The organism is Pseudomonas sp. GW821-FHT02A11 (genome assembly GCF_059421985.1).
Map to the genome: position 1 here is coordinate 73,460 of NZ_JBWKWB010000006.1, position 25,225 is coordinate 98,684.

Here is a 25,225-nt window from a genome sequence, read left to right on the forward strand (position 1 = left end):
GTCGTCCACAGCAATCACTGGAAACTCCACTTCAATCCGACAGAGAGGATGAGACATGAGCAACAGGGATAAACAACCTCGGGCCGTGACACCAGAGGCCGCGGCCATCGCCGAATCTGCCGATGCAGCGCTGCAACATATCGTCGATGGCTTCAAACATTTTCGTCATGACGTCTTCCCTCAGCAGGAAGAACTGTTCAAGAAGCTCGCCACCGCGCAGCACCCACGCGCCATGTTCATCACCTGCGCCGACTCGCGCATCGTCCCCGAACTCATTACCCAAAGCTCGCCCGGCGACCTGTTCGTCACCCGCAACGTGGGTAACGTGGTTCCACCTTACGGCCCCATGAACGGTGGCGTTTCCACAGCCATCGAGTACGCGGTCATGGCGCTGGGTGTGCACCACATCATCGTCTGCGGCCACTCCGATTGCGGTGCCATGCGCGCCGTACTCAACCCCGACACGCTGGAAAAGATGCCGACGGTCAAGGCCTGGCTCCGTCATGCCGAGGTCGCCAAGACGGTCGTGCAGGACAACTGCAATTGCTCGGGCGAGCACGAAACCATGCACGTACTCACCGAAGAAAACGTCATCGCCCAGTTGCAGCATCTGCGCACTCACCCCTCGGTGGCATCGAAAATGGCCAGCGGGCAGCTGTTCATCCATGGCTGGGTCTACAACATCGAAACCAGTGAAATCCGCGCCTACGACGCCGAGCAGGACTGCTTCCTGCCACTGGATGGCGACCACCCGATCCCGATGGCCTCTGTGCCGCGCGGACGTTACTGATCGCAGGTGATCGCAGCCACAACTTCGTGAGCCTGCGACACCCCTGACGGTTCCTGCCTCATTCAAGCCTGTAGCGGCCGCGCCTCGCGCGTGCCGTCAGGCGTTGTCACGTCTGAAGAATCTCCGGAGAGTCGTCATGGCTACTACAGATCTGAAATCTTTGTTGCCACGGGAGCTGTTGGCGTCCGTGGTGGTTTTTCTGGTGGCATTGCCGCTGTGCATGGGGATCGCGATCGCATCCGGCATGCCGCCGGCCAAAGGGCTGATCACGGGCATCATCGGCGGTATCGTGGTTGGCTGGCTGGCCGGCTCTCCGTTGCAGGTCAGCGGTCCGGCAGCGGGCCTGGCTGTGCTGGTGTTCGAGGTTGTTCGCGAGCACGGCATGGCCATGCTGGGGCCGATTCTGCTGCTGGCCGGGCTGCTGCAACTGCTGGCCGGGCGCCTCAAACTCGGCTGCTGGTTCCGCGTGACCGCGCCTGCCGTGGTCTACGGCATGCTGGCGGGGATCGGCGTGCTGATCGTGCTCTCCCAAATACACGTCATGTTCGACAGCGGGCCCAAGCCATCCGGGCTCGATAACCTGATCGCTTTCCCCGAAACTCTGCTGGGCGCCGTTGGCCCCGGCAGCGGGATGCAGGCTGGCCTGCTGGGCCTTGGCACTATCGCGATCATGTGGCTGTGGGAAAAGCGCCGTCCGCAATCCCTGCGCTTTGTGCCAGGGGCCTTGCTGGGTGTCGGGATCGCGACAGTGGTCAGCCTGGCGATGAGCCTGGACGTCAACCGCGTTCAGGTCCCGGCCAACCTCGCCGAGGCCATCGACTGGCTGCGTCCGGCCGACCTGCTGAACCTCGCCGACCCTGCGATCCTGATCGCCGCCATTGCCGTGGCGTTCATCGCCAGCGCCGAAACCCTGTTGTCGGCAGCGGCAGTGGATCGCATGCACGATGGCCAGCGCTCGGACTTCGACAAGGAACTCAGCGCCCAGGGCGTCGGCAACATGCTCTGCGGTCTGGTCGGCGCGCTGCCAATGACCGGCGTGATCGTGCGCAGTTCGGCCAATGTGCAGGCAGGCGCCAAGACGCGCATGTCGACGATCTTTCACGGGCTGTGGCTGCTGGCGTTCGTGCTGCTGCTCTCCAGCGTGCTGCAGAGCATTCCGGTGGCGAGTCTGGCGGGCGTGCTGGTTTACACGGGCATCAAGCTGGTGGACCTCAAGGCGCTGCGCGGTCTGGGACGTTATGGCCGCATGCCAATGTTCATCTACGCCGCGACCGCCAGCGCGATCATCCTTACCGACCTGCTGACCGGTGTGCTGATCGGCTTTGGTCTGACCCTGGTGAAACTGGCGCTGAACGCTTCGCGCCTGAAGATCAATCTGGTGGATCTCGACGCCGAGGGTGAGATGGAGCTACGCCTGAATGGCGCCGCGACCTTCCTCAAGGTACCGGCGCTGACCCAGGCGCTGGGCAATGTTCCGCCCGGCACCACGCTGCACGTGCCGCTGAGCAACCTCAGCTACATCGACCACTCGTGCCTTGAGTTGCTTGAGGAATGGGGTCGGGCGAATGCGGCACAGGGCTCGCGTCTGTTGCTGGAGCAACGGCTGTTGAAACGTCGGGTCGAGGGACGAATCCGCACATCCATCGGGGGTGCCGCGCTGCACTGATGGGCTGATGGGCTGATGGGCTGATGGGCTGATGGGCTGATGGAGCCTGACCCTGTGGGAGCGAATTCATTCGCGAGACGGCAGTACAGTCGATAGAGATGTATCGAATGCACCGACCCCTCGCGAATGAATTCGCTCCCACAGGAATGCATCCCGAATGAGTAAAGTGTTATGTCAGAGCTTCGCCAACGCTGGCAAATCCCCCGTCAACCCCAGCGCCTGGCGCACGAACATCGCCTTGGCCTCAGCCGACTGATCGACCCATTTCAGGCCTGTGTTGCGCAACCAGCGAACCGGTAACGGGTCCGCCTGGAACAATCGCTCAAACCCTTCCATCGCCGCCATCAAGGCCAGGTTATGCGGCATGCGGCGACGCTCGTAACGACTCAGCACTTTCGGATCAGCCAGTCGCTCGCCCCGCTCGACCGCAGCGTGCAGCACTTCTGCCAACACCGCCGCATCAAGAAAGCCCAGGTTCACGCCCTGCCCGGCCAGCGGGTGAATGGTGTGCGCGGCATCGCCGATCAGCGCCAGCCCTTCGGCGACGTAACGCTTGGCATGACGCTGACGCAGCGGCACACACAGACGCGGATCGGCCGAAATGACCTGGCCGAGACAACCTTCGAACGCCTTCTCAAGCTCACGGCAGAACGCTTCGTCTTCGAGCTTCATCAAGCGCTCGGACTCGCTCGGCGTGACCGACCAGACAATTGAGCACCAGTGTTCGCCGTCGCGCTCCAGCGGCAAGAACGCCAGTGGGCCGTCATCGGTGAAGCGCTGCCAAGCGGTTTTGCGGTGGGAATCAGCCGTGCGCACACTGGTGACAATGGCGTGATGCATGTAGTCCCATTCGCGGGTCGCGGTGCCGGTCATGCGCCGAACCGTGGAATTCGCACCATCGGCAGCCACCACCAGCGGCGCTCGCAAAGTGCGGCCATCGGCAAGTGTCAGCAGCCAGTCATCCCCGGAACGACGCATCTGTTCGAGCCGCGCATTGGCCAGCAGGCCGATGTCGCAATCGTGTAGACGCTCGATCAGGGCGTCCTGCACCACGCGGTTTTCGACGATGTGGCCAAGCACCTGGGCGTGCACGCTGGAAGCGGAGAAGTGCACCTTGCCAGTGCCGCTGCCGTCCCACACGTGCATCTCGCCGTAAGGGCTGACACGCCGGGAAACAATACCTTCCCAGACATTCAGCCGCTCAAGAATGCGCTGGCTGGCCGCCGACAAGGCACTGACCCGCGGCTCGAACGGAGCGCTGTGATCGAACGGCTTGACGCTGAGCGGGCTGCCGTCGACCACCAGAATGTTCAAGCCGCTGTTTTGCAGCGCCAGCGCCAGTGCGCTACCGACCATTCCGGCCCCGACAATCAGCAGATCTGCACGCGTTTCCATGCTTTAAATCGTCTCGGTGGTGGCTGGAGCCACGGAATAAAGAGCGGCTGGAGCCACGGAATAAAGAACGGCTGGAGCCACGGGATAAAGAGTGGCTGGAGCCACGGAATAAAGTGCGGCTGGAGCCACGAAATGAAAAGAGTGGTCAGACATTAGCCCGCGTCCCCAGCCCCATGGCCTGACGGGCAAACCAGCTCTTGGCCGACGGCAGCAGGTCCAGGCCCAGCAAACCGATGTTGCGACCTGCTGTGACCAGCGGCTGCTGGCTGCCGAACAGGCGGGTGACCTGATCGGAGAAACCCACGGTGAGCTTCTGGTCCAGATACTGACGATCGCGATAGGCCTGCAAGGTCGACAGGCCACCCGGCGCGGCATCGCTGGCCAGCAGCGCTTCGGCCAATGACGCGGCGTCGCGAAGGGACAGGTTGAAGCCTTGGCCCGCGATCGGATGCAGGCTGTGCGCCGCGTTGCCGAGCACCACCAGATTGGAGCGCACCTGCTCTTCGGCCTCGATCAGCGACAGCGGATACGTGTGACGTGCGCCGACCTGTTTCAGCGCGCCGAGGCGATAGCCGAACACGCCCTGCAATTCGTTGAGAAAGCTGCGATCGTCCAGCGCCAGCAGACGCTTCACGTCATCGCCGGTGCGGGTCCAGACCAGCGCGCAGCGATTCTCCGGCAACGGCAGGAGCGCCATCGGGCCTTCTTCGGTGAAACGCTCGAATGCCTGACCGCAATGAGCCTCGCCGGGTGTGATATTGGCGATCAGCGCGCTCTGGTCGTAGGGCGTGGAGCGCACGCCAATGCCCAGTTGCTCGCGCAGGCTGGAACGGCCGCCATCGGCGAGCACCGCCAAATCGCAGTCCAGCTGCGTTTCGTCGTTCAGGGTGAGGCGATAGCCGTCGGGCAGCGCTTGCATCTGTTTCACTTCAGCCGGCACGCGCCAACTGATCACGTCCTGGTCCAGCCCCTGCCACAGGCACTGGCCGAGCCAGGCGTTTTCCACCACGTAACCCAGTGCGGGCACGCCTTCTTGCATGGATGAGAGTCGCGCTGCGCCGAAGCGGCCTTTGTCGGACACCTGAATCTGCAGGATCGGCTCGGCACGGCGGCTAATCTGCTGCCACAAGCCCAAGCGCTCATAGATCTGCCGCGCGCCGAAAGACAGCGCCGAGGAGCGTGCGTCGTAGCTTGGCTGCCAGGTGTCGCCCGGCGCGAAGGGCTCGATCAGGACGATCTTCCAGCCTCGCTCTTTAGCCCCAGCTTGCAGGGCCAGCGCCAGACTCGCGCCCACCAGCCCGCCACCGACGATGGCCAAATTGAAGCGGCTCATGCGGCCTGGGTTCGCGCAGCGGCCATCAGGGCCTCGATTTCGGCGACGGTTTTGGGCACGCCACCGGTCAGGATTTCACAGCCTTTTTTGGTCACCACGACATCGTCCTCGATTCGTACACCGATCCCGCGCCATTTCTTCGCGACATTCTGATTGTCCGGCGAGACATAAATTCCAGGTTCCACGGTCAGCGCCATGCCGACCTCCAGCACACGCCATTCTCCGCCGACCTTGTACTCGCCGACGTCGTGCACATCCATGCCCAGCCAGTGCCCGGCTCGATGCATGTAAAACGCTTTGTACGCTTCGCTGGCGATCAGTTCATCGACCTCGCCCTGCAGCAGGCCCAGCTCGACCAGCCCCGCCGTGATCACCTGCACCGTCGCCTCATGGGCCTGGTTCCAGTGGTTGCCCGGCTTGATGGCCGCGAACGCCGCGTCCTGGGACTTGAGCACCAGCTCGTAAATCGCCTTCTGCTCGGAGGAAAACCTGCCGCTGACCGGGAAGGTTCGGGTGATGTCGCTGGCGTAGCAGTCGATCTCGCAACCGGCGTCGATCAGCACAAGATCGCCATCCTTCAACGTGGCGTCATTCTCTTGATAGTGCAGGATGCAGGCGTTGCGGCCCGAGGCGACGATCGAACCATAGGCCGGCATCTTCGCCCCGCCCTTGCGGAACTCGTAATCGAGCTCGGCTTCAAGGCTGAACTCGTGCAACCCGGCGCGACTGGCCTGCATCGCACGAATGTGTGCGCGTGCGGATATCTGCGCCGCCTCGCGCATCACCTTCACTTCCGCCGCCGATTTATACAGACGCATGTCGTGGAGGAGGTGATCCAGCGCAACGAATTCCTTCGGCGGCTGCGCGCCCAAGTGGGCCTTGGAGCGGATGACGTTGATCCACTCCATCACATGCCGGTCGAATTCGGGATTGTTCCCCATCGACGAATACACCCGATCGCGGCCCTCAATCAGGCCCGGCAGGATGTCGTCAATGTCGGTGATGGGGAAGGCGTCGTCGGCACCATACTCGCTGATCGCGCCATCCTGCCCGGCGCGCAAGCCATCCCACAGCTCACGCTCGGCATTGCGCTCACGACAGAACAGCACGTACTCGCCATACTCCCGACCGGGGATCAGCACGATCACCGCCTCCGGCTCCGGGAAGCCGCTCAGGTACTGAAAATCACTGTCCTGGCGGTAAACATGTTCGACATCACGATTGCGAATCGCCACAGCTGCCGCCGGCAGAATGGCGATGCTGTTGGGCTCCATCTGCTCCATCAGGGCCTTGCGGCGACGGGCGTATTCGGCTTTCGGGATTCGGATCATGGGCAAGTAGGGTCCTCCGGAGGGCCGCCAGGCATCGGCGTTCAGGCGCGACGACCGGGCAGCAACGATAGGCAATCAGTGCAGCGAAGGCTTGGCTTGGGGTTCCGCTTTCTTGTTGAACTCGGTGAACAGCAGAAGCGGCGCGACGCGCAGGTACTCCATGACCTCCATGTAGTCGCTTTCGCCGTCTTCGGACTCGTCCAGCGTGTCCTGAATCTGTGCGATGGCGGCCAGGTCTTGCAGCACATCCTTGGCATCGTCGCTCATCGGCTGTCCGCCGACTCGCGCGAAGCCATGGAGGAAACCCTGGCACCATTGACCCATAGCCAGGGTGCGCGCAGCCAGGGTCTCATCGTCGCCTGGCAAGAGCAGCACGACGGCCATGTCGTCGCCGGTCAGTTCGTTCTTGACCATCTCCTGAAGGCCGATCAGCGCCTGACGGACGTTGGCCGCAGGCTCTGTCTCAAGCAGTTCTTGTGCGTCGTCGAACCAGCCTTCGGCATCGAAGCCTGCGCCCGCGCAACTGCGGCCTAGCAACAGGCCGTGCAGTTCGGCGGGAGAAACGGGATGACCAGCGCCGCTGAGCAAGGTGGCGAAGGCGTAATACGGGGAGTTCTGATTAGGCATGGGCAACTAGGCGCCAAGCGGCGCAATGTCTAGAATGAAGGCCTTGTATCGTAGCACCGGCAGACGCGCGCAAGCTATCCAGGCGACATTGAAGGCAATTACTGACGCCAGCTCCTGCACCACTCATCAGAAAATAATCAGTGGAAAACGATGGAAGACAACGACCTGCAAGCGCTGATGGCTCGACTGGAGCTATTGATCAACCGTGTCGAGCAACTAAAAAGTCAAAACGCACTCCTATTAGCTCAGGAAAAAACCTGGCGCGAGGAACGCGCGCACCTCATTGAAAAGAACGAAATCGCCCGGCAGAAGGTCGAGTCGATGATTTCGCGCCTCAAGGCCCTGGAGCAAGACTCATGAGTAATGGCAACAGCATCACCGTGCAGATCCTCGATAAAGAATATTCGATCATTTGCCCGCAGGAAGAGCGCACCAACCTGGTCAGCGCGGCCCGTTACCTGGACGGCAAAATGCGCGAAATCCGCAGCAGCGGCAAAGTCATCGGTGCCGATCGCATCGCAGTCATGGCAGCCCTGAACATCACCCACGACCTGCTGCACAAACAGGAACTTCCGGAAACCCAGGCCAGCGGCTCGACCCGCGAGCAGGTTCGCGACCTGCTCGACCGTGTGGATCTGGTCCTTGCCACGGATGAACCAAAAGCACAAGGCTGATTGTTCAGACATCATTCGGTATACTGGCGCCCGCTCCCTGGAGTGCTTGCCAGTCGGTCATGTCCCTGAGCCGATACGCACAACCACGGGGGTTGCACGTTGGGGTTGGTGTGCATGTCCGCTCGACGGAAAGCCTTAAAACCTCCTGCAATCTCCACCTTGAACTTTCGGGTTCAAGGGCTACACCGACAGCGGTTCGTCGGGGAGTCTCGAATCTTCAACCCATTGCCAGACGCCCTGTCTGGCAATGGGGATCGTGATCACACGGTCCACCTTCCAAATCTCACGGACCCGCCTGCATGACCTCTTCTGGCGCCGCTTCCCTGAACGATCATTCTGCCCTCTCCCGCCCTCAATTGCGTCGTCTGTTGCGCAAGGCCCGTCGTGCGCTCAGCCGCGCAGATCAGCGACGAGCGGCACATGGCTTGTACCGCCAACTCGCGCAAAACCCGCTTTTTCGTCGCGCAAGGCATGTTTCGCTCTACCTTCCGATGGACGGCGAAATCGACCCGCGTCTGCTGCTCAAAGAGGCGCAACGTCGAGGCAAAGCGACGTATCTGCCCGTGCTGAGTCCGTGGCCGCGAACCAAAATGGTGTTTCAGCGCGTACGGCCGGGGGACGCATTCAGGCCCAACCGCTTTCGCATTCCCGAGCCACGTATCAATTCAAGACAACAGCGCAGGATCTGGGCGCTGGACCTGATTCTGATGCCGCTGGTGGGGTTCGACGATCATGGCGGGCGACTGGGCATGGGCGGCGGGTTTTACGACCGCAGTCTGGCGTATCAGGCACGTCGAAAAGCCTGGCAAAAACCGGTGTTGCTCGGCTTGGCCCATGAGTGTCAGAAGGTCGGAAAGCTGAGCGTAGCCAGCTGGGATGTGCCGCTGCAGGGAACGGTGTCGGATAAGCGTTGGTATATGGCCTGAGCAGCAGATTACCTGACGCTGGGGACTACCCTGTGGGAGCGAACTCATTCGCGATAGGCCATTACATCCGATACATCATCGGCTGTACCGCACCCTCCCGAATGAATTCGGTCCCACAGTTTTAGAGCGAAGCTGTTAGATGTTCAGCGACGGGATTGCTGCTGTTGCTGCTGAGTGATCTCAACCGGTGCATCGGTTTTCGCAGACCACAGACTTTGTGCATAACCGGTGGTGACAATCCCCAAGCCGAACAAAATGACCAAAATCCATAGTAAATCCGGCTTGCGTTGCATTGATTGCCCCCCTTTGGCAAATCAAAAACCTGACGTTCACGGCGTGTTTCAATAGGCCGCATAACGGTGTGGCGCTTAAAATGGCGGCATTCTGCGATAACGTGACCCAACACGCAAATACTGGCGTCAACCGACTGTCGGTTTGTCATAAAAGCGTCGGACAACTTGTCCAGACCGCCTTCAGGAGCCCCAGAAAATGGCCTATTGGCTGATGAAATCCGAGCCTGACGAGCTGTCGATCACGGGCTTGCAAACGCTCGGCCAAGCCCGATGGGATGGCGTTCGCAATTATCAGGCGCGCAACTTTCTCCGTGCCATGGCCGTGGGCGACGAGTTTTTTTTCTATCACTCAAGCTGCCCGGAGCCAGGCATCGCCGGTATCGGCAAAATCATCAAAGCGGCCTACCCCGATCCCACAGCTCTGGACAAGAAGAGCCATTACTTCGACGTCAAGGCCAGCACGGAAAAGAACCCTTGGAGCGCGATTGATGTCGCCTTCGTCGAGACTTTCCCCAAGGTGCTGGGCCTGGGTTATCTGAAACAGCAAGCAGCGCTCGAACAACTGCCCTTGGTGCAAAAAGGCAGTCGTCTGTCCGTCATGCCAGTCACCGCCGAACAGTGGGCTGCAATGCTGACATTGCGCTAAGGGCTGTCGCGGTTACTGCGCGATGAAGTTGTTGAACAACAGGTCATCCACCACAGGCTTGCCGGTTTCCTGGCTCAACACCTGTTGGGTCTGCTTCAACGCTTCCTGCCGCAGCTTTTCTTTCGCGTCGACGTTGCTCATGCTGTCGACGGTCTGCTGGGTGAACAGCGCAACCAGCTGATTACGAATCAATGGCTCGTTCGCCTTGACCAGCTTCTGCGCCTCGGCACCGGTGACGCGCAGCGCGACGTCAGCCTTGTAAACGTGCAGTTTCGGGCCGCCGTCCAGCGCGTAATTGCCCACGAACGGTGGCGTGAGGGCGACATAGGAAACCTTGTTCGGGTCCTCCTTCTCGCCGCCTTCTTCGGCCATCGCCACAACAGGCATCGACAACGCCAACAACATCACAATCCACGCTTTCACAGTTCACTCCTCAATCCGGTTCGCGCCATAGCTTACTTCAGCTTATGCACGCCTATCAGGCCGGGTCATGCTCATTGACCCCAAAACCCCTCTACCTACACTTATCGGCCATCACTGGAAAAGGAATAGCCCCGATGAAAGCCGTGCTCTGCAAAGCCTTCGGTCCCGCCGAAACCCTGGTGCTGGAAGACATTCCGACGCCCGAACCCAAGAAAAACGAAATCCTGCTGAACGTGCACGCCGCCGGGGTCAACTTTCCGGACACCCTGATCATCGAGGGCAAATACCAGTTCAAACCGCCCTTTCCCTTCTCGCCGGGTGGCGAAGCCTCGGGCGTCGTCGCAGCCGTCGGTGAAAAAGTCAGCCACCTGAAAGTCGGCGATCGCGTCATGGCCCTCACCGGCTGGGGCAGCTTCGCCGAGCAGATTGCCGTCGCCGGGTACAACGTCCTACCCATTCCAGAGGCGATGGACTTCACCACAGCCGCCGCTTTCGGCATGACCTACGGCACCTCCATGCACGCGCTCAAACAGCGCGCCAACCTGCAAGCCGGCGAAACCCTGCTGGTACTCGGCGCGTCCGGAGGCGTGGGCTTGGCCGCGGTGGAAATCGGCAAAGCCATGGGCGCCCGGGTCATTGCCGCCGCGAGCAGCGCCGACAAACTCGAAGTCGCCAAGAACGCGGGCGCCGACGAGCTGATCAACTACAGCGAAACCCACCTCAAGGACGAACTCAAACGCCTCACCAACGGCAACGGCGTCGACGTCATCTACGACCCCGTCGGCGGCGACCTCTTCGACCAGGCCATCCGCTCCATCGCCTGGAACGGTCGCCTCCTGGTCGTCGGCTTCGCCAGCGGCCGCATCCCGGAGTTGCCCGTGAACCTCGCACTACTGAAAGGCGCCTCAGTCGTCGGCGTGTTCTGGGGCTCGTTCGCCCAGCGTCAGCCGCAAGACAATGCAGCTAACTTTCAGCAGCTGTTTACCTGGTTTACAGAAGGGAAGTTGAAACCTCTGGTGTCGAAGGTTTATCCGTTGGAACAGGCCGGGGAAGCGATTGATTCGTTGGGGCAGAGGAAGGCGGTTGGGAAGGTGGTGGTTGGGGTTAGATAAGTGGAGTTGTTCAGCCCACTGCCGCGACGGCGAAATTCGCCTAGAGGAACTCCCGCGAAAGCTCTTTTCGTTTAAAAAACAAAAATATTGAGAACAACCGATAAAAAATTTAAACAATAAATAATTACCGCCATATCAGCCATGAACATTAATAAATTTTGCTCATACCCACAAGGAGAATGGTATGAGCAATCCACTAGATCAGAACAGACTCGATGGCGGAATTTATTTTTCGGACCCTATTCATATTGGCGATGAACCAGAGCCGTTGGAAAACGGTTCTGGAGCAAACTACTCTCACAGCTCGCGACCTTCGACACTTGACAGCATTCAAAGTCCTAGTTTAGCTAACCGAGGTCGTCGACGACCAGGCACCATGCCACCAGGAGAAAAGACAATAAGAAACATCTTCCTGGATGAAATGCATAACGTTCATATCGCCAACGAGAACGAATACCAAAATCAACAAAAACAACTGAGTCAAAAAATAGAACAAGAGATATCGTCTTTTAACAACTCTGCAGGCATCACCAATACTGGTGAAACTTTAGAAAAGGCCAGCCAAGAGCAGAAATTTCTTCATCAACGAGCGAATGATGCTAAAAATCAGTACTCGGCAAACACCAAAGTCGCATTAGCTTTTTACGGAGAAAGCCCTCTCTATCTCTCACGAGAGCTGCCATTTAGAAAGCTGACGGAGCTAATTCAAGATAAATCATTGAATACTCCAGAGCAAGTTGGGTCGGCGTGGGCAGACTGGGACAAAACCTCCAAAGCCGCACAAGAACAAAAACTTGCAGCACAGCGTCTGGAATTATTTAGCAGTCACTTTGACTCAGCAGCCAAAAGCGTCGACACCCTATCTGCGGGTCTCGCTGACAAGAGTACAATCACCTCAAAGATGGAAGCGATCAACGCTGAGTTAGCTCTGCATAAATGGATCATGCCAGACTTTTTTTCTGCCCAAATAGATCAATCTTCGAACTCAGGAGAGTTAACTGACCAGCTGCATGCACTTAAGCAAGCGGCGCAAACTTTGGCCTACACGTATACATCAAAGATTGGCAGCTATAACAATCGTAACCCCAATATAAATAGCCCACTTCTCAAACCAGAGCTAGAAGCGTTAAAAAGCTTAGTAGACGCGCAGTCAAGCAATAAGCTTGGTCAAGCATGGGCAGACTATCACAGAGCGCTTTTGCATTCGGAATCGGCCAATCATCTAGAAAAGTTTTCTCAAGCTATTCAAAAACTAGAGCATAGGGCAGCCGCTCTAAGACAAGCAAGGCAACAATTGATGGCCGCTGAAGCAGCGGCTATCGCTCAAGCAGAAAGGGCACGCGCGATCGCGGCCCACCAGCAAGCGCTGGAAACCCTTCCTCATTCATACGCATCCTTGAAAGCAGAGCTGGATAAAAAATACGGCGATGCAGTCATCTCGCTACCCGCAACATTAGCGGCGGAGACTCAATCGACATCCGGCTTGGATGAACTAACCGGGCAAACTCTGCTGGAGGCGATTCTCCGTAAAAAAACTCAAATCAATTATCTGGCTTCTACAAAGCTGGAGCTTTCAAAGAGCAAAGACACCTCCGCTCGTTTGTTCGCAGGCAGCGACCCACTAGAGATAACCAGCGAGCAATTCAAGGCGATTCTCGGCGCTAGGAGTACAAGTGCGGAGCAGGCGTATCAGATACATCAGGAATGGACCCAAGCCTATAAAGACGCATTGGACGCACGGCTACAAAAGCGGGCCACTGAACAACTTATGCAGTCCTCAAGTGAGTTGTCCAGGGAGTACGCAGAGCATGTTGTTATTACACAACAGAAAAACAATGAACTATCAGTAGCCAAGCATATCTCCGACGCCGGACGTCTCTGGTCTGCGGTTGCCAGCCCAAACGCGCCGACCCAAACACGTCCGGATGCGTGGGAAAGGGCCAGCGAAGTCGCGAAGAAAATGCTCTTGCGCAAAGCGGCTACGGCTTTAGGAAAGCAATTACCCATCATTGCCGCCTTCTACCCTGCGGATATGGCTTCGGGAGAAAGACCTTCCGAGATTTTTTCAACGCCAGCCTCTGAATTGGGTGTAGCTGACGTTGACCTTGGATTTAAGCCGACAGAAAAGGGACCATTGACGTTACCCACCGGCTTGCGCCCGATCCCCATGCACAGGACGGACGACTGAAGTGGGTTGAAGCCGATGGCGTCAACTACGGAAATAAAGTCCGTGTTCGCCCAGTCACTTATGATTCAGCGACCAATACTTACACCTTTACACGTGATGGAGAGACCGTTCCAACACTAATATGGACACCGCAAGTTAGCCCAGAGAATAGCTCAACTCATCTGCCACCCGCCACGCAACACTCACCCGCGTACGCAGGCGCCAAACCGGATAACGTATTACCCGAAACATTACTTCTCCTGAGCATGTACGTGAGCCGGACGACTACATTCTCAAATTCCCCGCCGAACTAGGCGGCAGTCAGTACGTCTATTTTAAAGGTCCTCGTGACATTCCGGGGATTGCAAGTGGCACAGGTCAATTTGTTTCTGGAACTTGGTTGAGTGAAAAGACTCGTAATGAAGGAGCGCCTATTCCTTCGCAAATTGCGGATCAATTAAGGGGGAGGAAATTTTCGAATTTTGACAAAATGCGAGAGGCGCTTTGGGAGGCAGTTTCAAACGATCCAAAATTAAATTCTCAACTCAGCATCTCTAATAAAAAACAGGTCAGCCGTGGGCGCGCACCGTACCCAAAAAAATCTGATCAGCGAGGCGGGCGTGACAAATTTGAAATCCATCACATACACGAAGTCTCCAAAGGAGGTGCAGTTTACGACGTAGACAATATGGTTATACTGACCCCAGTACAACACATTCAATATCACAAGGAAAATTAAAATGACTTTTAAAGAAAAACTCGAAGACTATACCGAATCTGAATTCTTGGATTTTTTAAAAAATATTTTTTATACACCTGAAAATGTAAGCAATGAAAATTTCGAAGACTTTGTTAGGCGCCATGTCGTACATTTTGAAAAAATAACGGAACATCCCGGTCAGTCCGACGTCATTTTTTACCCAGAAGAAGGCCAGGAAGACTCACCGGAGGGTGTTCTGAAGGAAGTCAAAAGATGGCGGGCAGCTAACGGAAAACCCGGCTTTAAGCCAGAAAACATTTGATACCAGAAAACCTGAAAATCATATCTGCACAAGGAAGTCTCATTCATGCACGAGATCATTCATCAACTCAACACACTACCTAATGCAATTCGCTCCGAATTGGTTGCGCACGTTGGACATACCGCCGGGATGGGGCCTCTCCAGCTGGTTACCCATCACCGGGGGGTTGCTCAAAATCTAATCACACAGAAGCGGTCTCGATATGAACCTCTTGCGCCGCACGGTGAGATGGCTAGCTTGATTCTCGACATGCTGCAGGGCAGCGATCTTAGTTCCGTTAGCGGACCGACCCACGAACCATTTCCACGATGGGTTACCTACGAGATCACGAAACATCTTCAGGCATTCATTGATAGCCTTGCCCCTGTTCAAACCAGACTTGAGCAGGAAGCCCATCAGCTAGCAATGGAAGCCGCGCGCCAGCAAGTCCAACGCCAAGCGGAAGAGGCTGCCCGTCAACTCGCACAACGCCAGGCTGAAGAAGCTGCACGGTTGCACGCTCAACGCTTGGCCGAAGATGCTGCTCGCCAACTGGCACAACGTCAAGCCGAAGAGGCAGCGCAGTTAGCAGCCCGCCAGCTTGCCGAGCAACAGGCTTATGCAGCGGCACAAGCGTTGGCGGAACAAAAGGCACAAGCAGCTGCAATCCAGGCAGCGCGACTCGCGTTGGAGTTGGCTCCGGTAGTGACGCCCGAACCGCTTGAACCGACAGTCAGTACAGAACACTCGCTGAGTGACACCTTCTCGGAAACCGGACCAGCACGTGAAATCGTGTTCATTCCCGGCCCCTCTGCGATGGCGGAAATTGACCATGCAACACTCGTCTTAAAAAACGGCATTGATGCGGCTGTCGCTCTATACGCCTCTGCAATTGGCCCCCACTTGAATGCCCCTCAAGCTTCATCGAGTGCACCGAGTTGAATATTGAATGAGTGATCGAATGGAGCGTAGGCATTCCTGCCCACGCTCCATTCGACGAAGAACTGTTTCGAGTTGAAAACTAAAGCATCCCTAGAAGCCTCTCCGGCAACACATCCCGATAACGCCTATCCGGCTGCGCCTTGCACGCCGCGACGATCTGCGGGACAGCGGCGACCAACGCATCCCCCGTCTCCTCTCTTTGCCCGTCAGTCATTTTCAGCCGGGTCGCCGATCTCGCCAGCACCTTGAAGGTGTAAGAGAAGTAATGCATGTCCACCCACACCCAATCAGGCGAATGAGCCTGGAAATCGGCCATCGCCTTGTTGAACATCGAACAGGAAACCCATCGCACCCGCTGACGGATCCAGCGGTGGGGTGCGTTGCCCTCTTTTGAGTGAGTGAAATAGAGCTCCTGCCTGAACCCCCTTACATCAGGCATACCCGGCACCACCTCCCAAGGTTTGGCACGCCACTGCGTAACCGCTCGCACGGCTGACTGGGCGAATTTGATGTGCGAGCTGTCGACAACTTTTACGTCAGTGATTGAGCCATCGCTGTGGGCGTTGAACTCTACGATGGCCACACCCGAGACCCCGTTTTCATACAGCGAGCGCGGATAGCGGGGGGCTGATTGCAGTTCATAGTCCAGCTCTTTTGAGACAGCCTCTAAAGGGCCTATCAACAGCACCAGAAGGCTTAATAAAAACGTCTTCACCCATCACTCCGTTCATTTTTTGATCAACTCCCTTAAAGCCGGCTGACTTGTGTCCAGCTCAGCACACGTCGAACATTGCTGGGCAGAAACTCGGCAAATCGCCGCTGTGGATAAATCTGGCACTGCGCAACAATGGCCGGAATTGCGTCATTCATCTGCCGAAACAAGTCTTTGCGAGTGGCAGGAGTCGGCACCTGTGCCTTCACAAAATGGCTGTTCAGAGACTCGAAGGTGTAGGCGAACAGATCGACGTCCCTGAGGGGCGCCCTCGGGTAATCCTGCCGACTGAAGGCCACCTCCTGATTGAGATAGGCGCAGGGGGCGTTCTCCAGCCCCTCTGCGATGTCAGGGGAAAACGCATCGCGGCCCTGCCTGCCAAACAGCACAAGCAGCATCACTTCGGTTTTCGGGGGCCTTGTATCGGAAGTCACCCATGGCTTGAATCGCCATCGCTCGGTGGCCTGCCTGACAGACCGCGCAAAATCGGGGTGAGAACTCTCTGCAGCTCGAATCTTGAGCACCGCGCCATCACTGGCGACCTCAAGATAAACGCGCACCTTGCCCGGGTACTCAGCGCGCAGGAGGTGTTCGGGGTACGCAGGGGCTGGCGAAGTGACGGGCACCATCCAGCCTTCAGACTGCACCTCGGAAGGAAAAAACAGCGACCAGATAAACGCGAAGATTTCCAACCCGAACTCCCACAGCCGACATATCGATGGCGGCGATGGTAGGGTCTAGGCCAAGCACCGGTAACGTGATCGATTCTGACTCTCATGTAGGACGTGTCTGAAACCCGCAACCACCCGATCCACATTCACGCTATGTTCGTAATCCAACACGCCAGATCGCCGGATTCTGGAACTTTCGTCGTTGAGAAGCCTTCCTATTTTCTGTAATGAAAATGTAATATTCGGATTCGCATAACAATACAAAAATCTGGAGTGTCTCGATGTTTGCCTTTTTCCGACCTGCCGCGCATCAGGCCCCGCTGCCTGCCGAGCGCGTCGATAGCACCTACCGTCGCCTGCGTTGGCAGATTTTCGCCGGTATTTTCTTCGGTTATGCGGGCTACTACCTGTTGCGCAAGAACTTCTCCCTGGCCATGCCGTACCTGATCGATCAGGGCTATACCCGCGGTGAGCTGGGGGTTGCGATTTCGGCGATTGCCATTGCGTATGGCTTGTCGAAATTTCTGATGGGGCTGGTGTCGGATCGCTCCAACCCGCGTTATTTCCTGCCCTTCGGCCTGCTAATTTCGGCGCTGGTGATGTTCGTGTTCGGATTCGCGCCTTGGGCGACGTCGAGCGTGACGATCATGTTTATCCTGCTGTTCATCAACGGTTGGGCGCAGGGCATGGGCTGGCCGCCGAGCGGGCGGACGATGGTGCATTGGTGGTCGCAGAAGGAGCGCGGCGGCGTGGTGTCGGTGTGGAACGTGGCGCATAACGTCGGCGGCGGTCTGATTGGTCCGCTGTTTCTGCTGGGCCTGGGTTGGACCAACGACTGGCATGCAGCGTTTTATGTGCCTGCTGCGGTGGCGCTTTTCGTGGCGCTGTTCGCCTTCGCGACCATGCGCGACACCCCGCAATCAGTAGGCCTCCCTCCGGTCGAGGAGTACAAGAACGACTACCCGGAGGGCTACGACGCCAGCCACGAGGAAGAATTCACCGCCAAGGAAATCTTCGTCAAATACGTGCTGCGCAACAAAATGCTCTGGTACATCGCACTGGCGAACGTATTCGTTTACCTGCTGCGCTACGGCGTACTGGACTGGGCGCCCACTTACCTCAAAGAAGCCAAGCACTTCGATGTCGACAAGACTTCCTGGGCGTACTTCTTCTACGAGTGGGCGGGCATTCCGGGGACGCTGCTGTGCGGCTGGATGTCGGACAAAATCTTCCGCGGCAACCGTGGCCTGACCGGCATCGTGTTCATGCTGCTGGTGACCGTGGCGACGCTGGTGTACTGGCTCAACCCACCGGGCAACCCGACGATCGACATGATCGCGCTGGTCTCAATTGGCTTTCTGATCTACGGCCCGGTGATGCTGGTCGGCCTGCAGGCGCTGGAACTGGCGCCGAAGAAAGCTGCGGGCACTGCGGCAGGCTTTACGGGGCTGTTTGGTTACCTGGGCGGTTCGGTCGCGGCCAGCGCGCTGATGGGCTACACCGTGGACCATTTCGGCTGGGATGGCGGCTTCGTGATTCTGGTCAGCGCGTGCGTGCTGTCGATCGTGTTCCTGGCGCCGACGCTACGGCATACGCGAGTGGCGAGTCAGTCGCGTGGGGCGGTGGCTTAAAACAGCGATTGTTCTCTGTAGCGGCACGGCTTGCCGACGGGGCGTTCTAAAGGTTGTCCCTGCCGGCAAGCCATGCTGCTAAAAGCCATCGCGTGGCGCAGACCAGCGCTGACTAAACCGCCAACAAAATCGGCTTGCACCGCTTGAATCGCTTCTCAAGGCTCACATCCGGCATCGCGTGGGTACGTAGTGCGTGGATGGTCCGTTCGACGTACTCCCATGTCGTGCCATATCGGCCGCTGGCGCTGGCCAGCACCTGAGTCAGTACGCTGTCGGGCAGGTTGCCGGCATAGCTGGGCAGGTGACGTTCGAGCACAAAGCCCAAGGCCTGGACCTTGCTGCCGTCTTCCAGGCGGCAGCTGAGCCAGTGTGGGCGATAGGACGGGAATGGCATTTCTCGCTGCCACAGCGCTAGCAGCGATTCTTCGATGTTTTCCTCGGGCAATCGGTAGGCGAAGCCGCTGCAGGAGCCGCCACGATCCAGGCCGAAGACCAGCCCAGGCTGCTCGGGGGTGCCGCGATGTTCGTGGGACCAGAGGTAGAGCCCGCGATGATAGCCATGCACCCGGCCGCGCTGGCGCTCCACGGCGGAGCACTCGGGGCGCCAGATCAATGACCCGTAGGCAAACAACCAGACCGGACCGCCCTCGTGACGGGACAGAGTGGCGTACATGGAAGCGAGGAGCTGTTCGCGGGTCAGTTTGGGGCCAAGGTCGATAACGGGTGGGTAGGACAGCCCAAGACCGTCATGTACGGCCTCCACCAAGCTATTGATTTGATTATGCATCTGGCTCCCCCGCTGGCCTGCCAGGCGCCAGCGTAGTGCTGAACTCTCTAAAGCGGCTCTGGCAACAGCGGATCAACACTTGATCCTTGTCGTGAGCGGTATGCAGGTCGATTTGTCGGGAAACCGACCCTGCATACATTGTGATGCAATTAACTCTCCACGGCTGCTGCCATCGGGCGGATGGTCAGCTGCGCGGCGCGTAGGCGAACACGTCGGCACGCATTTGCCGGGCATCCATCCCGGCCAAGACCAGCGCGTCCAGCGTGGAATAGACCATGTTGGGCGAGCCGCTGGCGTAGACCTGAATCGACTTCAAGTCCGCAAAATCCTCGCACACGGCTTCGTGCAGCATGCCGCAGCGCCCTTCCCAACCACACAGATCGCTGACGACCCGGTGCAGGTGCAGATTCGGCAGGGTTTTCCACTCGTCCCAGTGCTTGAGTTCATAGAAATCCTCAGGCCGACGCACGCCCCAGTACACATGCACGGGGTACGGGAAACCCTTGGAGCGGCAATGCTCGATCAGGCTGTGCATCTGCCCCATGCCGGTGCCAGCGGCGATCAGTACCAAGGGGCCATCGGGCAACTCACCCAGATGCGTGTCGCCGAATGGCAGCTCGACGCGGGCCATGCCTTCACGCTGCAGTTGTTTGATCAGATTTTGCGCGCTGGCTTCGCGGGCCAGCACGTGGAATTCAAGGTCGCGGCCGCTTTCTGGCGCCGAGGCCATGGAGAAGGCGGATTTTTCGCCATCATCGCGGGCGATCATCAAGTACTGACCGGCGTGATAGCGCGGCGGCTTGCCTGCCGGGGCGCGCAGCATGACGCGCCAGACGTCGCCGCCCACTTCGACACACTCGGTCACCTGACAGGCAAACTTGCGCACCGGCAACTCGCCCAGCGGCAGCACGCTGTCCCAGAGCACGACGCAGTCCTGCTGCGGCACCGCGATACAGGTGTAGATTTCGCCATGTTCGCGCAACTCACCGGCCTGTTCGACGCTGCCTTCAACCAGCAGCGCGGAGCAGATGTGGCAGTTGCCGTTGCGGCAGCTTTGTGGGCATTCGTAGCCCAGGCGCTGGGCGGCATCGAGAATCCGCTCGCCGGGCAATGTCTCAAGTACGGCGCCCGACGGCTGCAAGGTTACGCGCATCAATCTATTCCCAGCTGATTCCAGATATCGTCGATCCGGCGAGTGACGGCTTCGTCCTTGACGATGGCGCGACCCCATTCACGGGTGGTCTCGCCCGGCCATTTATGCGTGGCATCGAGCCCCATTTTCGATCCCAACCCGGAAACCGGCGAGGCGAAATCGAGGTAGTCGATGGGCGTGTTGTCGATCATCACCGTGTCGCGCTTGGGGTCCATGCGCGTGGTGATCGCCCAGATGACGTCGTTCCAGTCACGGGCGTTGATGTCATCGTCGGTAACAATAACGAACTTGGTGTACATGAACTGTCGCAAAAACGACCAGACACCCAACATCACGCGCTTGGCGTGGCCGGGGTACTGCTTCTTCATGGTCACGACGGCCATGCGGTACGAGCAGCCTTCGGGCGGCAGGTAGAAGTCGGTGATCTCCGGAAACTGCTTCTGCAGGATCGGCACGAACACTTCGTTCAGCGCCACGCCCAGGATTGCCGGCTCATCCGGCGGACGACCGGTGTAGGTGCTGTGGTAGATCGGCTTGATGCGATGGGTGATGCGCTCAACGGTGAACACCGGGAAGCGGTCGACTTCGTTGTAGTAACCGGTGTGGTCGCCGTAAGGGCCTTCATCGGCCATTTCGCCGGGATGAATCACACCTTCGAGCACGATCTCGGCGCTCGATGGCACTTGCAGGTCGTTGCCACGGCATTTGATGAGCTCGGTGCGATTGCCACGCAACAGGCCCGCGAAAGCGTATTCGGAGAGGCTGTCCGGCACCGGCGTGACCGCGCCGAGAATCGTCGCAGGGTCAGCGCCCAGCGCTACGGAAACAGAGAAAGGCTGGCCGGGGTGCTTGTCGCACCACTCCTTGTAGTCCAGCGCGCCGCCGCGATGGCTGAGCCAGCGCATGATGACTTTGTTGCGGCCAATCACCTGTTGGCGATAGATGCCCAGGTTCTGGCGCTCTTTATTAGGCCCCTTGGTGACGGTCAGGCCCCAGGTAATCAGCGGGCCGACGTCGCCGGGCCAGCAAGTCTGCACGGGGAGCATGCCCAGATCGACGTCATCGCCTTCGATGACCACTTCCTGGCAAGGCGCGTCCTTGATGACTTTCGGCGCCATGGAGATGACTTTCTTGAAGATCGGCAACTTCGACCAGGCGTCTTTCAGGCCTTTCGGTGGCTCAGGCTCTTTGAGGAAGGCCAGCAGCTTGCCGATCTCCCGCAGCTCTTCGGTGGATTCAGCGCCCATGCCCATCGCCACGCGTTCTGGCGTGCCGAACAGGTTGCCGAGCACCGGAATGTCAAAGCCGGTCGGGTTCTCGAACAGCAGGGCCGGGCCCTTGTTGCGCAGGGTCCGGTCGCAGACTTCGGTCATCTCCAGCACGGGAGAAATCGGTACCTGAATGCGTTTCAACTCTCCGCGCTGCTCAAGCTGCTGCACGAAATCCCGTAGATCCTTGAATTTCATTAACCCGGCCACTTAACAAATAGATGCACATCCTACCTGCTCTGACGGCCGACAGCAGCAGCCGGACGCGTTTTCATCCGCCCCGGACGGCGTTTTCGCCCAAGAATATCGGTGCCAGCAGAGGCTTCATGCGCTCGCCGCCTTTGTCCGAGAGATGATTTTCATCCATGTATTGCGAATAGCCGTCAAATTCAGCACGGCAGATTGCACCGGGGCACATCAGCGTCGCGGGGTCGATGACGCGTACCTGCGAGTCTTGCTCACTCAATTGCGTGAACAGCGAATTGAGAAACTGCTGACGCGCCAGATGCTCGGCAATCGGTCGACCCAGTCGTTCGGCCGACCGCCCCACCATCGCCAGACTGGCCAGGCGCGCCACCGTGCCCTGCCGCTGCAGCGGTACTTCCTTGAAGATCCACACCCGCGCACCGGCCTCGCGCAGGCTGTGAACCATGGCAGTCAGGTCTTTGGCGACTTCCTGCTCCGCGACCGGTCGGCTGTCGTCCCGATAGAGCACGTGCTGCATGTCGCCGTCTTCTTCGCCGTACAGATACAAGCTCCAGCGCGCGGCCAGTACGACGTCGCGGATATTGTGCTCGCGAATGGATTGCAGCGTGGCCTGGTTGAAGTCCTGACATTGCTGGCGCGTTTCGTGACCCAGGATCGGCAGGCAGCCTGACAGGCTCGCCAACCACACCGGAATGCCATAACGCTCGGCATCGGCCTCAATTGCAGGTTTGAGCGCCGCCGCATGACTGTCGCCCCAGACCAGTTGCACCGGCGGCGTCTGCTCGTCGCCACCGAAACGACAAACCTTGCTCATGTCTTCGCTATCGCGCTGCAACAGGCAGTCTTTTTGTCCGCGCTGCCAGTCCCGCGCCTGGGCATATTGCAGCGCCTGGCCCGACAACCTTGAGGGGACGCCATCGCTGGAGCGCACCAGCTGGCCGGCCAATCCGATAATCAACAGCGTCGCCAAGCCGCCGAACAACACCGGCTTGCGCCCGGCCAGCACACGTTTCTCGCGAAACGGCAGTTCCACCAGCCGCCAGCTCAGCCACGCCAGCGCGAGGGTCAACAACACCCATCCGCCAGCCTCCAGAGCTTGCATGCCATCAATGGAAATCGCATTCGCGTAGACAAAAACCGGCCAGTGCCACAGGTACCAGGAATAGGAAATCAGCCCAACCCCGACCACCCAGCGCAGGCTCAGCAAGCGCCCGACCAGCGTCTGCGAGTGACCGTTGGCCCAGATTATCGCCGTCGCACCGAGTACCGGCAGCAGTGCGGCCCAGCCCGGAAAGAGCGTGTATTTATTGAAACCGAAAATGGCGTACAGCACTGCCACAAGCCCGGCGGCGCTGACAGCCTGATAAATCAGGGGTGAAAGCTTGCGACTTGAGGCAGGAAGCACCGCCAGCATCGCGCCGCACAGCAACTCCCAGGCACGCATCGGCAGCAGAAAGAAGGCTTCGTCCGGGTGGCGCCTGATCACCCCGACATTGAGCGCGAAAGACACCACCAGCAGGCCGAACAACACCCAACGCCACTGCCGCAAATAGCGGGTCAGCGTCACCATCACCAGCGGAAAGAGGATGTAGTACTGCTCCTCGACCGAGAGCGACCAGGTGTGCAGCAGCGGCTTGAAGTCGGAGGCGGGGTTGAAATAGCCGTCCTGACGCATGAACAGGATGTTGGAGACGAACATCGCCTGGTAGCGCACCGCGCGGCCCAGTTGCGAGTAATCGTTGGCAGGCATCAGCACCCAGCCGACCAGCAAGGCGGCGAGCATCATGACGCTCAGGGCAGGGATGATACGGCGGGCGCGGCGGGCCCAGAAATCGACAAAGCTGAAGCGTCCGGCGCCGACCTCGCGAAAGATGATCGAGGTGATCAGAAAGCCCGAGATGACGAAGAACACATCGACACCCACGAAGCCGCCGCTGAACACGCCAAACCCGAAGTGGTAAAGCACCACGGGGATGACGGCCAGAGCCCGCAGCCCGTCGATGTCCCGACGATTGCCAAAGGTGTGCATGACGCTCCTTGTCTAGCTTTTTGCGATAAAAAATCAAAAAAAATGGTGCCCGAAGGGACACCATTTATCTACAGCCGTTGGGCGTGTTACTTGCGCTTCATCGACAGGAAGAACTCATCGTTGGTCTTGGTCTGTTTCAGCTTGTCGACCAGGAACTCGATGGCAGCGACTTCATCCATCGGGTGCAGCAGCTTGCGCAGAATCCACATGCGCTGCAGCTCGTCGTCGGCCGTCAGCAACTCTTCGCGGCGGGTGCCGGAGCGGTTGATGTTGATGGCCGGGAAGACGCGCTTCTCAGCGATCTTGCGATCCAGAGGCAGTTCCATGTTGCCGGTGCCTTTGAATTCTTCGTAGATCACTTCGTCCATCTTCGAGCCGGTTTCAACCAGCGCCGTGGCGATGATGGTCAGCGAGCCGCCTTCTTCGATGTTACGAGCAGCACCGAAGAAACGTTTTGGTTTTTCCAGCGCGTGAGCGTCGACACCACCGGTCAGTACCTTGCCGGAGCTCGGAATCACGGTGTTGTAGGCGCGAGCCAGACGGGTGATGGAGTCGAGCAGGATGACCACGTCTTTTTTGTGCTCGACCAGGCGCTTGGCCTTCTCGATCACCATTTCGGCGACTTGCACGTGACGGGTGGGTGGCTCGTCGAAGGTGGAAGCAACCACTTCGCCGCGCACGGTGCGCTGCATTTCGGTCACTTCTTCCGGACGCTCATCGATCAGCAGAACGATCAGATGGACTTCAGGATTGTTACGGGTGATGTTCGATGCGATGTTCTGCAGCATGATGGTCTTGCCCGCTTTTGGCGGCGCAACGATCAGACCCCGTTGACCTTTGCCGATCGGGGCGCACAGGTCAATGACACGGCCTGTGAGGTCTTCGGTGGAACCGTTGCCGGCTTCCATCTTCATGCGCACTGTCGGGAACAGCGGCGTCAGGTTTTCGAACAGAATCTTGTTCTTCGCGTTTTCTGGACGGTCGAAGTTGATGGTGTCGACCTTGAGCAGCGCGAAGTACCGCTCGCCTTCCTTTGGAGGGCGGATCTTGCCGACGATGGTGTCGCCGGTGCGAAGGTTGAAGCGGCGGATCTGGCTCGGCGAAACATAAATATCGTCTGGGCCGGCAAGGTAGGAAGCGTCTGCAGAGCGGAGGAAGCCGAAGCCATCCTGGAGGATCTCCAGCACGCCATCACCCGAGATTTCCTCGCCGCTTTTAGCGTGCTTCTTCAGCAGGGAGAAAATCACATCCTGCTTGCGCGAACGGGCCATATTTTCTATGCCCATCTGTTCGGCCATTTCGAGCAGATCGGTAATAGGCTTTTGCTTGAGTTCAGTCAGGTTCATATAGGAATGACGTAATCATGTATGAGGGGGAAATTAAGCTTTTGGCTTAATGAGGCCGCGCCGCAGAGAAGGCGACAGGATCGCGTATAAATCGA

The 25,225-nt window shown here is 58.5% G+C and carries 26 protein-coding genes and 1 other RNA gene; 14 read left to right on the top strand and 13 right to left on the bottom strand.

What is annotated here, in order from left to right; all coding sequences use genetic code 11:
• The first annotated feature begins 55 nt into the window (after positions 1-55).
• Both AC07V9_RS11635 and AC07V9_RS11640 read left to right on the top strand, forming a co-directional pair.
• Positions 56-790 (top strand): carbonic anhydrase, encoded by a 735-nt coding sequence (locus AC07V9_RS11635; RefSeq protein WP_495015864.1) that lies wholly within the window; start codon positions 56-58, stop codon positions 788-790.
• 136 nt (positions 791-926) lie between these two features.
• Positions 927-2,456, top strand: coding sequence for a SulP family inorganic anion transporter (locus AC07V9_RS11640; RefSeq protein ID WP_495015865.1), 1,530 nt, complete (start codon positions 927-929; stop codon positions 2,454-2,456).
• A gap of 174 nt (positions 2,457-2,630) precedes the next feature.
• Here the strand turns inward: AC07V9_RS11640 and AC07V9_RS11645 are convergent, their stop codons facing one another.
• The 4 genes from AC07V9_RS11645 to AC07V9_RS11660 form a co-directional block, all read right to left on the bottom strand.
• Positions 2,631-3,851, bottom strand: a complete 1,221-nt coding sequence (locus AC07V9_RS11645) for a 2-octaprenyl-3-methyl-6-methoxy-1,4-benzoquinol hydroxylase (protein WP_495015866.1) — start codon at positions 3,849-3,851, stop codon at positions 2,631-2,633.
• 145 nt (positions 3,852-3,996) lie between these two features.
• On the bottom strand, positions 3,997-5,184 hold the full coding sequence (gene ubiH, locus AC07V9_RS11650) for a 2-octaprenyl-6-methoxyphenyl hydroxylase (protein ID WP_495015867.1): 1,188 nt from the start codon (positions 5,182-5,184) through the stop codon (positions 3,997-3,999).
• Complete coding sequence (gene pepP, locus AC07V9_RS11655; protein ID WP_495015868.1) at positions 5,181-6,515, bottom strand: Xaa-Pro aminopeptidase; 1,335 nt, start codon at positions 6,513-6,515, stop codon at positions 5,181-5,183. The genes ubiH and pepP overlap by 4 nt, the downstream gene beginning before the upstream one ends.
• A 75-nt stretch (positions 6,516-6,590) precedes the next feature.
• Entirely contained in the window at positions 6,591-7,142 is a 552-nt protein-coding gene (locus tag AC07V9_RS11660; RefSeq protein WP_495015869.1) for a YecA/YgfB family protein, read from the bottom strand.
• Between the two features lie 150 nt (positions 7,143-7,292).
• Between AC07V9_RS11660 and AC07V9_RS11665 the strand changes: the two genes are divergently transcribed.
• From AC07V9_RS11665 to AC07V9_RS11680, 4 genes are all read left to right on the top strand, one after another.
• Complete coding sequence (locus tag AC07V9_RS11665) at positions 7,293-7,502, top strand: TIGR02449 family protein (protein ID WP_495015870.1); 210 nt, start codon at positions 7,293-7,295, stop codon at positions 7,500-7,502.
• Entirely contained in the window at positions 7,499-7,816 is a 318-nt protein-coding gene (locus AC07V9_RS11670) for a cell division protein ZapA (RefSeq protein ID WP_495015871.1), read from the top strand. Before AC07V9_RS11665 ends, AC07V9_RS11670 begins: the two co-directional genes overlap by 4 nt.
• A 31-nt stretch (positions 7,817-7,847) precedes the next feature.
• Positions 7,848-8,026, top strand: a non-coding RNA gene (gene ssrS / locus AC07V9_RS11675) — 6S RNA.
• Between the two features lie 89 nt (positions 8,027-8,115).
• Positions 8,116-8,742 (top strand): 5-formyltetrahydrofolate cyclo-ligase, encoded by a 627-nt coding sequence (locus AC07V9_RS11680; RefSeq protein WP_495015872.1) that lies wholly within the window; start codon positions 8,116-8,118, stop codon positions 8,740-8,742.
• Positions 8,743-8,885: 143 nt separating this feature from the next.
• On the opposite strand, the gene AC07V9_RS11685 is transcribed toward AC07V9_RS11680, so the two are convergent.
• Complete coding sequence (locus AC07V9_RS11685; RefSeq protein WP_495015873.1) at positions 8,886-9,035, bottom strand: hypothetical protein; 150 nt, start codon at positions 9,033-9,035, stop codon at positions 8,886-8,888.
• Positions 9,036-9,231: 196 nt separating this feature from the next.
• On the opposite strand from AC07V9_RS11685, the gene AC07V9_RS11690 reads away from it, so the two are divergent.
• Positions 9,232-9,681, top strand: coding sequence for an EVE domain-containing protein (locus tag AC07V9_RS11690; protein WP_495015874.1), 450 nt, complete (start codon positions 9,232-9,234; stop codon positions 9,679-9,681).
• A gap of 12 nt (positions 9,682-9,693) precedes the next feature.
• Here the strand turns inward: AC07V9_RS11690 and AC07V9_RS11695 are convergent, their stop codons facing one another.
• Positions 9,694-10,104 carry a flagellar basal body-associated protein FliL gene (locus tag AC07V9_RS11695; protein ID WP_495015875.1) on the bottom strand — a complete coding sequence of 137 codons (411 nt, stop codon included), beginning with the start codon at positions 10,102-10,104 and terminating at the stop codon, positions 9,694-9,696.
• A gap of 134 nt (positions 10,105-10,238) precedes the next feature.
• Here AC07V9_RS11695 and AC07V9_RS11700 point away from each other — a divergent pair, with 134 nt between their 5' ends.
• The 6 genes from AC07V9_RS11700 (at position 10,239) to AC07V9_RS11725 (ending at position 15,326) form a co-directional block, all read left to right on the top strand.
• Complete coding sequence (locus AC07V9_RS11700; RefSeq protein ID WP_495015876.1) at positions 10,239-11,216, top strand: NADPH:quinone oxidoreductase family protein; 978 nt, start codon at positions 10,239-10,241, stop codon at positions 11,214-11,216.
• A gap of 184 nt (positions 11,217-11,400) precedes the next feature.
• Entirely contained in the window at positions 11,401-13,404 is a 2,004-nt protein-coding gene (locus AC07V9_RS11705) for a hypothetical protein (protein WP_495015877.1), read from the top strand.
• Entirely contained in the window at positions 13,350-13,697 is a 348-nt protein-coding gene (locus AC07V9_RS11710) for an S-type pyocin domain-containing protein (RefSeq protein ID WP_495016032.1), read from the top strand. The genes AC07V9_RS11705 and AC07V9_RS11710 overlap by 55 nt, the downstream gene beginning before the upstream one ends.
• Positions 13,698-13,744: 47 nt before the next feature.
• Positions 13,745-14,122 carry an HNH endonuclease signature motif containing protein gene (locus AC07V9_RS11715; protein ID WP_495016033.1) on the top strand — a complete coding sequence of 126 codons (378 nt, stop codon included), beginning with the start codon at positions 13,745-13,747 and terminating at the stop codon, positions 14,120-14,122.
• A 1-nt stretch (position 14,123) separates the two neighbouring features.
• Complete coding sequence (locus tag AC07V9_RS11720) at positions 14,124-14,405, top strand: bacteriocin immunity protein (RefSeq protein ID WP_495015878.1); 282 nt, start codon at positions 14,124-14,126, stop codon at positions 14,403-14,405.
• A 45-nt stretch (positions 14,406-14,450) separates the two neighbouring features.
• Positions 14,451-15,326, top strand: a complete 876-nt coding sequence (locus AC07V9_RS11725) for a hypothetical protein (protein WP_495015879.1) — start codon at positions 14,451-14,453, stop codon at positions 15,324-15,326.
• A gap of 79 nt (positions 15,327-15,405) precedes the next feature.
• Here AC07V9_RS11725 and AC07V9_RS11730 read toward each other — a convergent pair whose 3' ends face one another.
• Together AC07V9_RS11730 and AC07V9_RS11735 are read right to left on the bottom strand one after the other, a co-directional pair.
• Entirely contained in the window at positions 15,406-16,041 is a 636-nt protein-coding gene (locus tag AC07V9_RS11730) for an energy transducer TonB (RefSeq protein WP_495015880.1), read from the bottom strand.
• Positions 16,042-16,073: 32 nt separating this feature from the next.
• The gene (locus AC07V9_RS11735) at positions 16,074-16,730 is read right to left on the bottom strand and encodes a TonB family protein (RefSeq protein ID WP_495015881.1); all 657 of its coding nucleotides are present in this window, start codon (positions 16,728-16,730) and stop codon (positions 16,074-16,076) included.
• 260 nt (positions 16,731-16,990) lie between these two features.
• On the opposite strand from AC07V9_RS11735, the gene glpT reads away from it, so the two are divergent.
• Entirely contained in the window at positions 16,991-18,340 is a 1,350-nt protein-coding gene (glpT, locus tag AC07V9_RS11740; protein WP_495015882.1) for a glycerol-3-phosphate transporter, read from the top strand.
• Between the two features lie 112 nt (positions 18,341-18,452).
• Here the strand turns inward: glpT and AC07V9_RS11745 are convergent, their stop codons facing one another.
• The 5 genes from AC07V9_RS11745 to rho all read right to left on the bottom strand — a co-directional run bounded on the left by AC07V9_RS11745 (position 18,453) and on the right by rho (position 25,130).
• The gene (locus AC07V9_RS11745) at positions 18,453-19,127 is read right to left on the bottom strand and encodes a gamma-glutamylcyclotransferase (protein ID WP_495015883.1); all 675 of its coding nucleotides are present in this window, start codon (positions 19,125-19,127) and stop codon (positions 18,453-18,455) included.
• Between the two features lie 184 nt (positions 19,128-19,311).
• Positions 19,312-20,280: a CDP-6-deoxy-delta-3,4-glucoseen reductase gene (locus AC07V9_RS11750; protein ID WP_495015884.1), complete on the bottom strand. Its 969-nt coding sequence runs from the start codon at positions 20,278-20,280 to the stop codon at positions 19,312-19,314.
• Positions 20,280-21,746 carry a 4-hydroxy-3-polyprenylbenzoate decarboxylase gene (gene ubiD, locus AC07V9_RS11755; protein ID WP_495015885.1) on the bottom strand — a complete coding sequence of 489 codons (1,467 nt, stop codon included), beginning with the start codon at positions 21,744-21,746 and terminating at the stop codon, positions 20,280-20,282. Before ubiD ends, AC07V9_RS11750 begins: the two co-directional genes overlap by 1 nt.
• Before the next feature lie 73 nt (positions 21,747-21,819).
• Positions 21,820-23,784: an acyltransferase family protein gene (locus tag AC07V9_RS11760; protein ID WP_495015886.1), complete on the bottom strand. Its 1,965-nt coding sequence runs from the start codon at positions 23,782-23,784 to the stop codon at positions 21,820-21,822.
• 86 nt (positions 23,785-23,870) lie between these two features.
• Entirely contained in the window at positions 23,871-25,130 is a 1,260-nt protein-coding gene (gene rho, locus AC07V9_RS11765; protein ID WP_027979976.1) for a transcription termination factor Rho, read from the bottom strand.
• Positions 25,131-25,225 lie beyond the last annotated feature (95 nt).